Source organism: Bradyrhizobium sp. SZCCHNR1053 (assembly GCF_032381235.1).
Classification (GTDB): domain Bacteria; phylum Pseudomonadota; class Alphaproteobacteria; order Rhizobiales; family Xanthobacteraceae; genus Bradyrhizobium.
In genome coordinates, this window is sequence record NZ_JAUHJM010000005.1 from 190,184 (window position 1) to 205,401 (window position 15,218).

General features: G+C 65.4%; 12 protein-coding genes. 1 reads left to right on the forward strand and 11 read right to left on the reverse strand.

Annotated elements, in window-relative coordinates; all coding sequences use genetic code 11:
- Positions 1 to 116: 116 nt before the first annotated feature.
- The 3 genes from QX051_RS15075 to QX051_RS15085 form a co-directional block, all read right to left on the reverse strand.
- Positions 117 to 2,078 (reverse strand): alpha amylase C-terminal domain-containing protein, encoded by a 1,962-nt coding sequence (locus QX051_RS15075; protein WP_315776650.1) that lies wholly within the window; start codon positions 2,076 to 2,078, stop codon positions 117 to 119.
- A gap of 22 nt (positions 2,079 to 2,100) precedes the next feature.
- Positions 2,101 to 2,472 carry a tRNA-binding protein gene (locus tag QX051_RS15080; protein WP_315737564.1) on the reverse strand — a complete coding sequence of 124 codons (372 nt, stop codon included), beginning with the start codon at positions 2,470 to 2,472 and terminating at the stop codon, positions 2,101 to 2,103.
- 505 nt (positions 2,473 to 2,977) lie between these two features.
- Positions 2,978 to 3,970, reverse strand: a complete 993-nt coding sequence (locus tag QX051_RS15085) for an AraC family transcriptional regulator (protein WP_315776651.1) — start codon at positions 3,968 to 3,970, stop codon at positions 2,978 to 2,980.
- 666 nt (positions 3,971 to 4,636) lie between these two features.
- Between QX051_RS15085 and QX051_RS15090 the strand changes: the two genes are divergently transcribed.
- The gene (locus tag QX051_RS15090; protein WP_315776652.1) at positions 4,637 to 5,011 is read left to right on the forward strand and encodes a hypothetical protein; all 375 of its coding nucleotides are present in this window, start codon (positions 4,637 to 4,639) and stop codon (positions 5,009 to 5,011) included.
- Positions 5,012 to 5,985: 974 nt separating this feature from the next.
- Here the strand turns inward: QX051_RS15090 and QX051_RS15095 are convergent.
- From QX051_RS15095 to QX051_RS15130, 8 genes are all read right to left on the reverse strand, one after another.
- Complete coding sequence (locus QX051_RS15095; RefSeq protein ID WP_315737560.1) at positions 5,986 to 6,960, reverse strand: oligopeptide/dipeptide ABC transporter ATP-binding protein; 975 nt, start codon at positions 6,958 to 6,960, stop codon at positions 5,986 to 5,988.
- Positions 6,957 to 7,946, reverse strand: a complete 990-nt coding sequence (locus tag QX051_RS15100) for an ABC transporter ATP-binding protein (RefSeq protein ID WP_315737732.1) — start codon at positions 7,944 to 7,946, stop codon at positions 6,957 to 6,959. Before QX051_RS15100 ends, QX051_RS15095 begins: the two co-directional genes overlap by 4 nt.
- A gap of 34 nt (positions 7,947 to 7,980) precedes the next feature.
- Entirely contained in the window at positions 7,981 to 8,898 is a 918-nt protein-coding gene (locus QX051_RS15105) for an ABC transporter permease (protein ID WP_315737559.1), read from the reverse strand.
- A complete protein-coding gene (locus QX051_RS15110) occupies positions 8,895 to 9,836 on the reverse strand; it encodes an ABC transporter permease (RefSeq protein ID WP_315754136.1) in 942 nt (313 codons plus the stop codon). Before QX051_RS15110 ends, QX051_RS15105 begins: the two co-directional genes overlap by 4 nt.
- A gap of 15 nt (positions 9,837 to 9,851) precedes the next feature.
- Positions 9,852 to 11,453: an ABC transporter substrate-binding protein gene (locus QX051_RS15115; RefSeq protein ID WP_315776653.1), complete on the reverse strand. Its 1,602-nt coding sequence runs from the start codon at positions 11,451 to 11,453 to the stop codon at positions 9,852 to 9,854.
- A gap of 303 nt (positions 11,454 to 11,756) precedes the next feature.
- Complete coding sequence (locus tag QX051_RS15120; RefSeq protein ID WP_315737556.1) at positions 11,757 to 12,713, reverse strand: N-carbamoyl-D-amino-acid hydrolase; 957 nt, start codon at positions 12,711 to 12,713, stop codon at positions 11,757 to 11,759.
- A 75-nt stretch (positions 12,714 to 12,788) separates the two neighbouring features.
- Complete coding sequence (locus tag QX051_RS15125) at positions 12,789 to 14,318, reverse strand: aldehyde dehydrogenase family protein (RefSeq protein ID WP_315776654.1); 1,530 nt, start codon at positions 14,316 to 14,318, stop codon at positions 12,789 to 12,791.
- Between the two features lie 10 nt (positions 14,319 to 14,328).
- Positions 14,329 to 15,210 carry an NAD(P)-dependent oxidoreductase gene (locus QX051_RS15130; RefSeq protein ID WP_315776655.1) on the reverse strand — a complete coding sequence of 294 codons (882 nt, stop codon included), beginning with the start codon at positions 15,208 to 15,210 and terminating at the stop codon, positions 14,329 to 14,331.
- Between the last annotated feature and the right edge of the window lie 8 nt (positions 15,211 to 15,218).

The following is a 15,218-nucleotide window of genomic DNA, read 5'->3' on the forward strand; positions in this document are numbered from 1 at the left end:
GCGGCAGCGTGCCCATCGTGGATCGGCGAGCTCGACGGCAAAGATGGTGGGCACGGCGCAATCCCGATCTGGGTCGTGGACAGAGCACGGCTGCGCCTTTGCCCACCCTACGGCCGTTACGCCCGCGCAAACACCAGCACGCCGTTCGCCGGGATCGTCACCATCGCCGAGCACGGCTGGCCGTGCAGCGCCGGGCCGCCTGCGATCACAGCGCCATCGTTGCCGACGACATCCGGATTGACCCAATTGTCGTAGACGTCGCTGTTGAACACCTCTTTCCACTGCCCGGCCGCCGGAAAGCCGATCGCGTAGTCGCGCCATGGCGTCTCGCTCAGGCTCACGATTACGACGACGTCGTCGCCCTGGCCATCCCAGCGGTGAAAGGCGAGCACGCGGTTGCCGTCATGGACGTGGACGATGGCGCAGCCTTCGGCGGTCAGCGCCGGATGGGTGCGGCGGATCGCGATCAGTTCGCTGGTAAAGCGCATCGCATCGGCGGTGATCTTGTCCTCGCCGTCAAGCAGCGCCCAACTGATCGTTGTGTCGGGGTTCGGCGTGTCGCTCCATGGTCTGTCCTCGAACAGTTCCTGGCCCATGAACAGCATCGGGATGCCCGGCGCGGTCAGCAACAGGCCCGTGGCGACGCGGCTGCGGCTGCGCGCATACCAGCAGCGGCTGTCGACGGGATCGGCGAGGCGCGGGATGCGCGGCTCGCGGCCGGCATAGACGATGTCGTGGTTCTCGATCGAGTTCACCGCGCGCCAGCGCTTGTCGAGGCTGAGATCGGCGATCGCCGCGGCGATCGGCTGCATCGCAACGGCAGCGCCGGCGCCTCCGGCCGCGCTGGCGACGGCGCCGCGCACAGCAAGGCGCAGGCCGTCGCTCCAGGTCGCGTCGAAGCCGGCGCCACCTTGTGCGATGTCCCTCACCACCCACGGGTTCACCGGCCAATATTCGGCGATCTGGAACGCGTCGGGCTTCTCGGCGCGCAGCGCCTCGGTGAGCTGCTGGCAGGTCGCCCAGCCGCCGAAGCGGTCCATCACGCTGACCTCGTCGAAGCGCAGGCCGTCGGCGTGGTACTCGCGGTACAGCATCACGGCATTGTCGACGAGGTACTGCCGAACGTCGGCGTTCCAATAGGCGAACACCTGGCCGCCGGCCCAGCCCTGGTCGGTGAAGTACAGGCTGCGGTTGGGATCGCCATAGGCCTGACGGTCGAAGAACCAGATGCTGTTCTCGTCAAAACCGCCGCCGGCGTGGTTGTAGACGACGTCGAACAGCACCGCGATGCCATGGACATGACAGACGTCGATCAAGGCGCGCAGTTGGTCGTCGCAATGACGCACGGTGTCGACGCCGGCGTAAGGCGCCGCGCCAGCCGCGACCAGGATCTCATTGGTGCGGGCGACATAGGCGGCGAGATGCGCCTCCTCGGCCTCGCCATAGTCGGTTTCCGGGCTGAACAGGTCGGTGCCGTTGTAGCCCATGCTGAACATGGTCGGGAATTCCTGCACCGGCAGCAGCTCGATGGCGTTGATGCCGAGCTTCGCCAGGTGCGGCACGCGCTCGATCACGTCGAAGAAGCAGCCGTCGGGATTGCCCGCCTTCATGTCGAAGGTGCCGACGTGGAGCTGGTAGATCACGAGCTCGCTATAAGGCGGCGGTGTGAACGCGGTGTCGTGCCAGGGAAACGCGTTGGGATTACGCAGCACCGAATGCGATTGCGGGAACGGCGGATCGACGGTCAAGAGCCGCGCATGCGGATCGCGCTTGTAGCCCGAGGTGCCCTCGCCTTCGACGAAGTACATGTAGGCGTCGCCGTCCTTCAGGCCGGGGATGAAGATCGCCCAATGGCCGTTGCCGATCGGCGCTAGGCGGCAGCTCGCGTCCTGCGCCCAGTCGTTGAACGGGCCGGAGACGTAGACCGCCTTGGCATGCGGCGCGAACACGCGGAAGGTAGCGCCGCCGGTCACCAGGGTGCCGCCCATGGGAGCCTGGAGAAGATGCATCTGCCGCAGCGAAATCCTCAATCCTTCGGGGAATGGCGGCAGCGTAACAGGTTCGAGCAGCATATCCATGATGGTCGGCTCTCCCCGGCGCTCAGAACAGCCGCGCGCCATTCGGCACGGGCTTGTCCGGCTGGAACAGCACGACGTTGCCGGCCTCGTCCGGGAAGCCGAGCGTCAGCACCTCGGACATGAACTTGCCGATCTGGCGCGGCGGGAAATTGACGACGCCGGCGACCTGGCGGCCGATCAGGGTGGCTGGATCGTAGAGCGTGGCGATCTGGGCGCTGGAGCGCCTGGTGCCGATGCCGGGCCCGAAATCGATCGTCAGCTTCAGCGACGGTTTGCGCGCCTCCGGATAGGGCTCGGCCGCGACGATGGTGCCGACGCGGATGTCGACGACCAGGAACTGGTCGAAGCTGATCCCTGCTGCCGCCGGCGCTGTGGGATCATGGGCAAGATGCATGGCGGCCTCATCGAACGCATGACCGCGCGGGAAGGCTTGCGGTGCCGACGCGGTCTGGGTCGGAATCTTTAATCGCCATAAGGGCTCCTGACAATGCACCCGCCCGGCGACGGCACGGCATATGGACGATTGGCTGTATTGGTGTGGCAGGCCGGTCGCAGGGTGCGAAGCCTTCAATCGCAGGCTGGGCGAGCGGGGGTGCCGCTGCCCCGCATCGCCGAGCGGGAGGTGCGTGAATCGCCATGGAATGTCGCTATCCGGCGAATCGTCGCGTGCACGCCTTGACCCGCCCTGCAGCATGTCCGCCGCCGAGCGCAATGATTATGACACGTCGCCCGTAATGTCGCAGTTCGGTCGCTTTGCCTCCAGACACAGCACGGAGGCCCAGCCTGGCTGCGACTACTGGACATCATCAGCAAGCTTCGCCGGGCACAACCTGCCCACCGCGCGTTGCCGGCCCCGGCGCTCTTGGGAATGGTCCTGGCCGGCGCTTCTGTCAGGCGAGCTAGGCGGCGCGCCGCCCGCGCGACAGAGTTTCGGATGGAAGCTCACCGAACATGTCGCGATAGTCTCTTGCGAAGTGTCCGAGATTTCCGAAGCCGCAATTGAAGGCGACTGCAGAGACGGAGGTGCGCTGATCTGCCCCCGAGAGCATCTGCTTTGCCCGTCGCAATCGCACCGTTTTCGCAAACGCCATCGGCGAGTATCCGCGGCTCTTCTTGAAAGCAGTATAGAGCGCGCGGATGCTGACGCCTGTCTGTGATGCCAGCGCCTCGATCGTGATGGCGCGGTCCCAAGAGGCCTCGATATACTCTTCGGCCAGCCGGACGATCCGCGGCACGACGTCCTTTTCGGCTCTCTCCAACAGCTCGCTGAAATTGTGGCGGTGAGCCGACAGGAAGGAAACGATGAGAGCCTGCTCCAGTTCGACGAGCACCGTGCGTGGCAGCTCTGTCGCCGCCGCATCCAACTGATGAGCGAGGAACATCGCCAGATCGCGCAAGACCAGAGCGTTCGGCTGCACCGCAGCCGCTATGGGATCAAACTTGAGGACACCGGCTGGCTTTGCACCGAGCAGCGTCGTCAATGTCTGCTCCAACGCCCTCGCGCTTATTCGAAGAATGAGCTGCTCATAACCTGGCTCGAACACAATCTTGTTGGGCTCGCCCGGCGCAACTATGCAGGACTGCCGCTCGGTTACCGCGATCGCCGTGCCATTCAGAATGGTCACAGCGCTGCCTTTGAGGGCAATTTGCAGGCGCGCGAAGTCGCTCTCCGGGAACTCGACGACTGACCTTGCGCCGCCATATGCACAAAAGCCGAGGCCGATGCTCGCAAGCTGAAGGTAGTTGCCCACCCCCTGGAAGTCATCTGCGTTGGAGACTGCGAATCCAGTTGCCCCGTACACCGTACGCAACGCGTGCTCCATCGCCTCCGGATCGTCTGTACGAATGACGGGAGCGCGGCTCAGCAGGCTCACGGATCGGTCGAGGTTCATCGGAGGATCGGTCCCCACTCTTATATGGCTTTTGCCAAAATATTGGAGCGTACGTCTTCCGGGCTGATCCAAGTCAACCTCCGAACACTTTCGTCAGGCGGCAGGCGCCTCAGTTCCATCAGGTTCCCGTTTCTCACATGTTAATTCGAAAGGGTAATTGGCTAGTGATGCAGCTAATTCTGAGCAAAGTTTGCAGAGACTGGACTTGAGAATGACTTCAAAATCGCTGCGCGACGCGCTTCAATCTCGTTGAGATGAACAGGCCGCAGGTCTTCTCTGCGGCCGCAAGAGAGGAGACGAACGTGGCGGCACGGGACCAGTATTTCAGCCCGACGACGTGGAACTCATGAGGTCCGTGCTGGACGAGGCGGTGATCATCCTGCCCACTGACACACCGCCAGTGTCTCACGTTTCCTATGGGACACAGTCCTCATGATTGGCTCTCAAGCTTGAGCGGGCGTCGTTCGCGTGCTGCTCGACGGCTTTGAGGGAATGGGGATCAGGTGATCAAGACAAGCGCCGCCCAACCGTCGACGCTGGGCGCTTGAGATACTCGATATTGCAAAGCAGGTCACCGAAGCGATGAACTTATGACCTTGTCACAACGCGAGCCTGGCAACGTCCACACGCCTGTCGATATGAGGCGATATGAAGTGAGTCCTTATCATGCTTATCAAGACGGTCACGTTGCATTCTATTACTTATCTTGTAGGGATTACCAGTTCAGTGGCAGTGCACCAGGTCATCCCCTCGCCGGGCACAGCGATCATCTTCCAGTCTGGCACGACTGCAATACGTTATCAGCAGGTCGCCAATCGCTCGACCAAAAGCGATAAGTTGCCAATCAGGCACGCAAATCGTCAACTCAACGTGCCAGGTTCTAAATTCGGAACCGACTGCAAACCGCCAATTGATGTCCCTGGGCGCTGCTTTGCAGACGCCGAAGGGATCCGCAAGGTCGAGTTGTCCGCTCCCGGCCCCCTTCGTGGCATACCGATTGCTTTGAACCAAATCGGTCCTGATGCGACGGGTCTGGTGTAGTCGTGGTGCAGAAAAAAATGACCGATATTCGAAGCGGCGACCTGTCCAATCAGGCTGTATTGAAATCGCTAAGTAGACTCCGCGCAGCAAAGCTGCGCCTCGATCGGCCGACGTCGCTCCAATCGACAGAGGCCACCCTGTTGTCGCAGATCGCGCTTTGCGACGTTCTATTGGACGAAATTCAGTCGATCGCTTGCAGCCTAAAGCGGCCGAGGCCGTACCCCGGTGAGCCGACGGCTGGTCGGAACCGGGCACGGCTGTGGTACCGTTCCTCAAACATGGGGTGCAGCGCCGGCACGCGGCGCAGCGATGCCGCCTTCCACCGCTGGAGACGGGGCCGCGTGCCGTCGATTGACGAGGCCGGTGCGGCCGATGGGTCCCAGGGTCCCCCACGCGCATCGCGGCCGCTCGCCGCAGAGTCTCGCAGCCTCCCAAAACTCCGCTGTCTTCCCGGCGTACGCAGGGACCCATAACCACGGGGGATTGGTGACATGAGATGGCCCGACGTCCGCAGCCCAACGGCCTTTACGGAGGATAGGTCCCGGGTCGGCGCCCCGCCGCCGCTTCGCGCCGTCGTGGCTTGCTCGGGACGACAACGGAGGTTGGCGGGAGAGCGGAGACGCGGATCAGTCGTCACGTAGCCCGGATGAGCGCAGCGACATCCGGGTTCAACGACACGGCACGTGAGACCCCGCATGTCGCTGGCGCCGACGCGCGTCCCGCGCGCCGGCTATCGCTCATGCGGGCTACGCGCCGCACCCAGACAGATCCGCGCGAGAAACGCACCATCTCTCCTCCGTCATGGCGAGCGCAATGAAGCAATCCAGACTGCCGCCGCGGAACGATTCTGGATTGCTTCGCTGCGCTTGCAACGACGATCGGCCCGACGGTCTCGTGCATCAAGCTGTCATTCGCACCGGGCCGTGGGCACGTCGCTGCGCGGCCTTCGCCGCGTAGCGCCTACACGACTACAACTACACATTCTCCAGATGGCACGCCACCCACTGGTCCTCGCCCTTCAGACGCAGCTCGGGCGCCTCCACTCGGCAGCGGTCGAATGCGAGCGGGCAGCGGGTGTTGAAGCGGCAGCCCTTGGGCGGGTTGACGGGGCTGGGAACATCGCCCTTGAGAATGATCGGGGTGCGCTCGGCGCCGGGCTCGGGAATTGGGACGGCTGAGAGAAGCGCCCTGGTGTAGGGATGGCCGGGGGACGCGAAGATCTGGCGGCGCGGGGCGAGCTCGACGATGCGGCCGAGATACATCACGGCGACGCGGTGCGTCATGTGCTCGACGATGGCGAGGTCGTGGCTGATGAAGAGGAGCGCGAGGCCGAACTCGCGCTGCAAATCCTGCAGCAGGTTGACGATCTGCGCCTTGACGGAGACGTCGAGCGCCGACACCGCCTCGTCACAAACGATCAGGTCGGGCTTGGCGGCGAGCGCGCGTGCAATGCCGATGCGCTGGCGCTGGCCGCCGGAGAATTCGTGCGGGCGGCGGTTCACGGCGTCGCGCGGCAGCCGGACGATCTCCATCAGCTCGGCAATGCGCGCATCGCGCTCGGCCGCAGTCTTGGCGAGGCCGAAATTGTTGATCGGCTCGGCGAGGATGTCGCGGATGCGCATCCGCGGATTGAGGCTGGAGAACGGATCCTGGAACACGACCTGCACGCGGCGGCGCATCTCGCGCAGGCGGTGCGGGCCGAGATCGTCGATGCGCAGGCCGTCGAGCACGATCTGTCCGGCCGTGATGTCGAACAGCCGCAGGATGGCGCGGCCGACGGTCGACTTGCCGCAGCCGGATTCGCCGACCAGCGACAGGGTCTCGCCGCGCGCGATCTCGAACGACACGCCGTCGACGGCGTGCACCCGGCTCTTGGCTCGGCCGAACAGGCCGCTGCGGATCGGAAAATGCTTCTTGAGGTCGTTGACCTGCAGCAAGGGAGCGCTCATGCGGCGGCCTGCTCCTTGGCGGCGAAGTGACAGGCAGCGATGTGGTGCGGCGCCTTCTGCTCCAGCCCCGGCGCATATTGCCGGCACACATCGGTGGCGAGCGCGCAGCGGCCGGCGAACACGCAGCCCTCGATGCGCTGCTTGAGGTCCGGCACCTGGCCGGGAATCTCCGCGAGCCGCTTGATCTCGCCCGACAGCGACGAGCCGAGCTTCGGCAGCGCGCCGAGCAGGCCCTGCGTGTAGGGATGGCGGGGGCTGCGGAACAGTTCCCTCACCGGCGCTTCTTCGACCTTGCGGCCCGCATACATCACCATCACCCGCTCGGCGACCTCGGCAACGACGCCGAGATCATGGGTGATCAGGATGATCGCCGCGCCGACGCGCTGCTTCAGTTCCAGCATCAGCTTGAGGATCTGCGCCTGGATGGTGACGTCGAGCGCGGTGGTCGGCTCGTCGGCGATCAGGAGCTTTGGATTGCAGGCGAGCGCCATCGCGATCATCACGCGCTGGCGCATGCCGCCGGAGAGCTGGTGCGGATATTCGCGCACGCGCCGTGCCGGCTCGGGGATGCCGACCAGGGTCAGCATCTCCACCGCGCGCGCCTCCGCCTGCGCCTGGTCGAGCCCCTGATGCAGCCGCAAGGTCTCGCCGATCTGGCGGCCAACCGTCAGCACCGGGTTGAGGCTGGTCATCGGCTCCTGGAAGATCATCGAGATGTCGTTGCCGCGAAGCGCGCGCATCTCGCGGTCGGAGAGCGTCAGGATCTCCCTGCCCTCGAGGCGGATGGAGCCGGCGATCTTGCCGGGCGGCTCCGGGATCAGGCGCATCATCGACATCGACGTGACCGACTTGCCGCAGCCGGATTCACCGACGATGGCGAGCGTCTCGCCGGGGTTGACGTGGAACGACACGCCGTCGACGGCGCGGTTGATGCCGGTGGGGGTGCGGAAATGCACCTGCAGATTCTCGACCTCGAGCAATGGCATCATTTGAGCTCCCGGCGATCTCTGACTGCGCTGCTCATGGGTTCTTCGCCATGCGCGGGTCGAGCGCGTCGCGCAGGCCGTCGCCGACGAGATTTACCGCGAGCACCGTCACCGACAGGAACGCCGCCGGGAAGAACACGATGTAGGGCTTGACCTGCCACAGCGCGCGGCCTTCGGCCATGATGTTGCCCCAGGACGGGATGGTCGGCGGCGTGCCGGCGCCGATGAAGGAGAGGATCGCCTCGGTGATCATGGCGCTGGCGCAGATGTAGGTCGCCTGCACCAGCATCGGCGCGGTCGTGTTCGGCAGGATGTGGCGCAGGATGACCATCGGCGTGCGCGTGCCCGAGGCGACGGCGCCATCGACATAGGGCTGCTCTCGCAACGACAGCACGACGCCGCGCACCAGCCGCGCCACGCGCGGGATCTCGGCGATGGTGATGGCGAGGATGACGTTGCCGACGCTGCCGCGCGTCAGCGCCATCAGCGCCACCGCCAGCAAAATCGGCGGGATCGACATCAGCCCATCCATGCAGCGCATCAGCACGCCGTCGGCCCAGCGCACGAAGCCAGCGACGAGACCGATCGTGAGCCCGATCAAGGAGGCGCCAAGCGCCACCGCGAGGCCAACCGTGAGCGAGACACGGGTGCCATAGAGCACGCGGGAATAGATGTCGCGGCCGAGCGCATCGGTGCCGAACCAGAAATCCGCCGACGGCAGCCGCGTGCGCTTGGCCGGCGCGATCGCGGTGGGATCGACGGTGAAGAGGAATGGCGCGAACACGCCGATGATGACGAGCAGCAGCAGCAGCGCGCCGCCGATCGCCACCGTCGGATGGTTGCGCAGGAAGCCGATGGCGCCGCGCCGGATCTTCGGCGCAACCATCAGGTCGGGCAGAACAGGGGCGAGGACGAGGCCCGGCGGCGGCGATGTGGATGTCGTGGCGGTCAATAGCGGATCCTCGGGTCGACCAGGGTGTAGGTGATGTCGATCAGGAGATTGACGAGCACGTAGACGAAGCTGAACAGCAGCACGATGCCCTGGATCACCGGATAGTCACGGCGCAGGATGGCATCGATGGTGAGCCGGCCGAGACCGGGAATGGCGAACACGCTCTCGGTGACGACGGCGCCGCCGATCAGAAGCGCGATGCCGATGCCGACCACGGTGACGATCGGCACCGCGGCATTCTTCAGCGCATGAATGAACAGGATGCCGCCCTGCCCCAGCCCCTTGGCGCGAGCGGTGCGGATATAGTCCTGCTGCAGCACCTCGAGCATGGCGGCGCGGGTGATGCGCGCAATCAGCGCGATGTAGACGCAGCCGAGCGCGACCGCCGGAAGGATCAGGTTCTGCAGCCACGGCCAGACGCCTTGGGCCAGCGGCGTGTAGCCCTGCACCGGAAGCCAGTCGAACTTCAGCGCGAAGACGTAGGCCAGGATGTAGCCGACCACGAACACCGGCACCGAGAAGCCGAACACGGCAAAGGCCATGATGATGCGGTCGATCCACGTCCCTGCCTTCCACGCCGCGATGACGCCGAGCGGCACCGCGACGATGATGGTGAGGACCAAAGTCACCATCATCAGCGACAAGGTCGGCTCGATCCGCTGGGCGATCAGGGCCGACACCGGCAGGTTGGTGAAGATCGAGGTGCCCAGATCGAAGTGCAGCAGACGCCACACCCAACTGCCGAACTGGACCAGGAATGGCTGGTCCAGTCCGAGATTGGCGCGGATGCGCTCGACGTCGGCCGGGCTCGCCTGGTCGCCTGCGATGACAACGGCCGGATCGCCCGGCGCGATGTACAGCAGGCTGAAGACGAACAGCGCGACGATCGCCATCACCGGCAGCGTCGACAGGACTCGTCGGAGCGCATAAGCGAGCATGAGACGTCTTTCGCTTTACGCCGTCTTCGACACGCCCCAGAACAGCGGGATCGGCCCCTTGGTCACGCCGGAGACGTTCTTGCGCCACGCGGTGTAGCCGAGGAAGAAGCCGGTCGGCGCGAACACGACGTCGTCGAGCGCGGCCTTGTTGATGCGCGCGGCAACCGCCTTCTCCTCGTCGAGCGACTTGGCGGCGAACCAGTTGGTGATCTCCTTTTCCACGGGCTCGCTGGTCGGCCAGCCGAACCAGGCCTTGTCGCCATTGGCGCGCAGCGCGGTGTAGGCGGCCGGGTTGATGCAGTCGGCGCCTGCGTGCCAAGTGTGGAACATGTGCCAGCCGCCTTGCGAAGGCGGCGTCTTCTGCGCGCGGCGGGCGCCGACGGTGCCCCAATCGGTGGCGACGAAGTCGACGGTCATGCCGAGCTTCTTCAGGAGATCGGCGGTAACGTCGCCGAACGCCTTGGTGATCGGCTGGTCCTGCGCGACGACGCAGGTGATCGGCTCACCCTTATAGCCGGCCTCCTCGAGCAGCTTCTTGGCCGCCGCGAAATCGCGTTTGCCTTTGAGGATGTCGCCGCCCGCCTCGGTATAGAGCGGCGTGTCCGGCGTGAAGAAGCCGGGCAGCGGCTTCCACAGCGCGTTGTCGTCGCCGACCAGCGCGCGCATATAATCTTCCTGGCTCATCGCCATCAGGATCGCCTGGCGCGCCTTCACGTTGTTGAACGGCGCATGCAGGTGGTTCATGCGGAACGAGCCGACATTGCCCAGGGGATCGCCGATGTCGACGCCGATGTTCTTGTTGCCCTTCAGCACCGGCACGAGATCGGTGATCGGGTTCTCCCACCAGTCGACCTCGCCGTTCTGCAACGCGGCGGCCGCGGTCGCGGGATCCGGCATGATCACCCATTCGACGCGATCGACCAGCACCTGCTTGCCGCCGGCGAGCCAGACCGGCTTCTCCTGGCGCGGCACGTAGTCGGTGAACTTCTCGAACACGGCCTTGGCGCCCGGCACCCACTCGCCCTTGACGAACTTGAACGGGCCAGAGCCGACATATTCCGACATCTGCTTGAACGGGTCGGTCTGCGCAATGCGCTCGGGCATGATGAAGGCGCAAGGCGCATTGCCCTTGCCGAGCGCGAACAGCATTTTCGGATAGGGCTGCTTCAACACCCATTTGAAGGTCTTGTCGTCGACGGCCGTGAGCTCGTTCTGCAGCGCCTTGAGCATCAGGCCCATCGGATCGCGCGCCGACCAGCGCGTGAGGCTGGCGACGACGTCCTTGGCGAGCACCGGCTCGCCGTCGTGGAATTTCAGGCCGGAACGCAGCTTGAAGGTCCAGGTCAGGCCGTCGTCGGACACCTGCTCGGATTCCACCATCTGGCGCTGCGGCACGAACTGGTCGTCGATGCCGTACAGCGTATCCCACACCATCGCGGCCGCGTTGCGCACGACATATTGCGTGCCCCAGATCGGATCGAAATTGGCGAGATTGGCCTGTGGCACAAAACGCAAGGTGCGCGCGGCAGCGCCTTGTGCGATCGCCGGCGCCGCAAACCCCGTCAGCGCCAAGCCACCCGCGCCCGCCAATCCCTTCAATACCGTTCTGCGATCCATGTTCTCTCCTGATGCAACTTGCCTGAGTTCAATTGCCGAAATTGTAAGCAAGGCCCATGCCATGCGCGCGAAGGGGATTCATTTGAACGCAAATGAGGCACGAGGCGCAAGGGCGCAGGTGCCGTAGGGTGGGCAAAGGCGATGCGATAGTCTCTCCGCGTCCGAGGTCGCCGTGGCGCCGTGCCCACCATCGCGCCGCACAGTCCGCCGCAAGACGGTGGGCACGGCGCCATTGCGGTCTCACATTTGGAAACAGCACGGCTGCGCCTTTGCCCACCCTACGCAGTGTGCCAGCTGGCCGCATCACGGCTTGCGCACCGGCGAGCCATCCGCCATCAGCCGCTCGCCCTTGCGTTCGACGATCATGCCATAGGCTTGCGGCTGGCGGTGGACGTCGAAATTGAAGATCGTCTGCTTATAGGATCTGCACAAATCGAGGTCACAGCGCGCCAGCGCGATCTCGTCGCCCTTGGTGGCGCAGGCCGCCACGATCTCGCCCGAGGGTGCGATGATGCAGCTGCCGGCGATGTGGTCGATGCCCTCCTCGATGCCGCCCTTGGCGACGCCGATCACCCAGGTGCCGTTCTGATAGGCACCGGACTGCATCACCAGGCGGTTGTGGAACAGCGAAAGGTCGTCATGCTCCGGTGCGGGCGGATTGTGCACCGGCGTGTTGTAGCCGATCAGCACCATCTCGACGCCCTGCAGCCCCATCACGCGATAGGTCTCGGGCCAGCGGCGGTCGTTGCAGATCGCCATGCCGATGACGCCGCCAAAGGCGCTGGCGACGCCGAAACTTTTGCCCGGCTCGAAATACCGCTTTTCCAGATGTTGGAACTTGCGCCACGGCTCGTGCTCGGCATGTCCCGGCAGATGCACCTTGCGGTATTTCGAGACGATCGCGCCGGTCTTGTCGACGAGAATGGCCGTGTTGTAGCGGTGCACGATGTCGTCTTCGACCGTCAGCTCGGCGTAACCCAGGCAGAAGCCGATGCGCAGATCCTTTGCGAGCGCGAACAAGGCCTGCGTCTCCGGCCCCGGCATCTCGCGCTCGAAATAGAGGTCGATCTCGGCCTGATCGGCCATGTACCAGCGCGGGAAGAACGTCGTCAGCGCCAGCTCGGGATAGACGATCAGGTCGCAGCCATTGGCGTGCGCCTGCCGCATCAACGCCATCAGTCGCGCAACCACCGCGGTGCGTGTTTCGTTCTTGGCAATCGGGCCGAGCTGACCAATGGCAACGTTGACGAAGCGCGGCATGTTTCCGTTCCTTATTTCGGAACTAAGTGATCGTTCCGTGGCGCGCAGCTCTTGCACCGATCATGCCATGCCGGCTCAATCGCGCAAGCCCGGCGCGTAGCCGAACGCCACGGCCGGCTCGGCCGCGGTCTCGACCCACACGCTCTTCACCTGCGTGTATTCGTAGAGCGCCTCGACGCCGGAGGAGCGGCCATGGCCGCTGTTGTTGTAGCCGCCGAACGGCGAGGCGACGTTGATGGTCTTGTAGGCGTTGATCCAGAACGTCCCGGCCTTGACCTGTGCTGCGACGCGATGCGCGCGCGCGACATCCCTGGTCCACACCGCGCCCGCGAGGCCGAACTCGCTGTCATTGGCGATCGCGATCGCCTCCGCCTCGGTGTCGAAGCGGATCGCGGCGACGACCGGACCGAACACCTCCTTGCGCGCGATGCGCATGGCGTTGGTGACGTTCTTGAGCACGGTCGGTTTGACGAAATATCCGCCGTCCTGCGCCACGCCATTTGCGCCAGCGACGATCTCGGCCCCCTCCGCCGCGCCTTCGCGGATCAACGACAGCACGTGATCATATTGCTTGGCGTTGTTGATCGGACCGATCTCGGTGTCCGCCGACAGCGGATCGCCGCATCTGATCTTCGCCGCGCCTTTCGCGACCAGATCGACGAAGCGGTCATAGACCGCGCCCTGCACCAGCAGCCTGGAGCCGGCGACGCAGCTCTGTCCGGCGCCGCCGAAGATCGCGGCCTGCGCGCCGACGGCGGCGCGTTCGAGATCGGCATCGGCGAACACGATGTTGGCGGACTTGCCGCCGAGCTCGAGCACCGACGGCAACAGCCTGCGCGCCGCAGCCTCGCCGATCAGCCGCCCGGTCGGTACCGAACCGACGAACACGACCTTCCTGACCGCAGGCTGGCCCAGCGCGGCCTGCCCCGTGGTGTGGCCGAAACCCGCGAGCACGTTGACGACGCCCTTCGGCAGGCCCGCGCGTTCGGCGATGCTTGCCAGCGCCAGCGACGTCAGCGGCGTCAGCTCCGACGGCTTGAGCAGCACGGCGTTGCCCATGCTGATGGCGGGCGCGATCTGCCAGCCCGCGGTGAAGATTGGCGCGTTCCACGGCGTGATCTGCAGCACCACGCCCATCGGCTCGCGACGCGTGTAGTTGAGATGGCTCGAAGGCACCGGGATGACGTCGCCGTGGAATTTGTCGGCCCAGCCGGCATAGTACTCGAACATCTCCGCGACCTTGGCGACCTCGCCCCTGGTGTCGCGGATCGGCTTGCCGGCGGACAGTGATTCCAAATGCGCCAGCGGCTCGGCCGCGGCGAGGATCGCCCGTGCCACCGCCTGCATCACGCGGCCGCGGCCCGCGGCGGTCAGATTCGCCCACTCCGCCTGCCCCGCCACAGCAGCTGCCGCCGCCTTGGCCGCCACATCGGCGCCGGCATCGGCATAGGTGAACAGCAATCTGCCGGTGGCCGGATCATTCACCGAGACCGTCGCGCCATCGCCGACGATGAGGTCACCGCCGACATGGGAGCCAACGGCCTCCAAGTCAGGCCAGAACGGTAGCGTCGCGGCGCGCAGGCGGGGATCGATGAAATGGGTCATGGCGGCAGGCTCACGGCTTCGCCATCGAACCGAGCTGCAGCTCGACGATGCGGTTGAAATCATCAGTGTCGGCAATGCTGGCGGCGCTGTCCGCCCAGATGCGCGCGGTGTCGGCGGCCATCGGCAGCGACAGTCCGAGCTCACCGATGAGCTGCGCCGCGAGCCTGACGTCCTTGCGCATCAGCTGCATGGTGAAGCCGGAATCGAAGGCGCCGTTGAGAATCCAATTGGGCACGTTGACGAGCGTGACGCCGGAGCGGCCCGAGCCGGCATTCAGACCTTCCAGCAGCCGCTCGGCATCGACGCCCGCCGCATCGGCGATGCGCAGCGCCTCCGCGGCGGTGAGCAGGTGCGCGGCGCAGAGGAGATTGTTGACGATCTTGGCGACGTTGCCGGCGCCGACGCCGCCGACATGGACGCGCTTGGCGCTCATGCGATCCAGCACCGGCATCACACGCGCCAGATCCGCGTCGTCGGCGCCGATCACCATGGTCATCGTGCCGCTCGCCGCGCCCTTCGGTCCGCCGCTGACGGGCGCATCGACGAAGCCCATGCCGCGCGCCTTGAGAAGGGCTGCGAGCCGGCGCGAGGTCTCGGGATGCGAGGTCGAGGTGTCGACGATGACGACGCCGGGCCTGGCCTGCGCGAGGATGCCGCCGGCGCCCTCCACGACATCGGCGACGATGCCGGCGGTCGGCAGCGACAGGATGACGATGTCGGCGGCGGCGATCACGCCGCCAATGCCGTCGGCAATCGCGATGCCCTCGGCCGCCAGCGCCGTTCGCGTCGCGGCGAGCGCGTCATAGCCGGTGACGGCAAAGCCGGCGCCCTTCAGCGTCAGCGCCATGCCGCGCCCCATCTTGCCAAGTCCGATGATGCCGATCGCCGTCACGTGGCCTC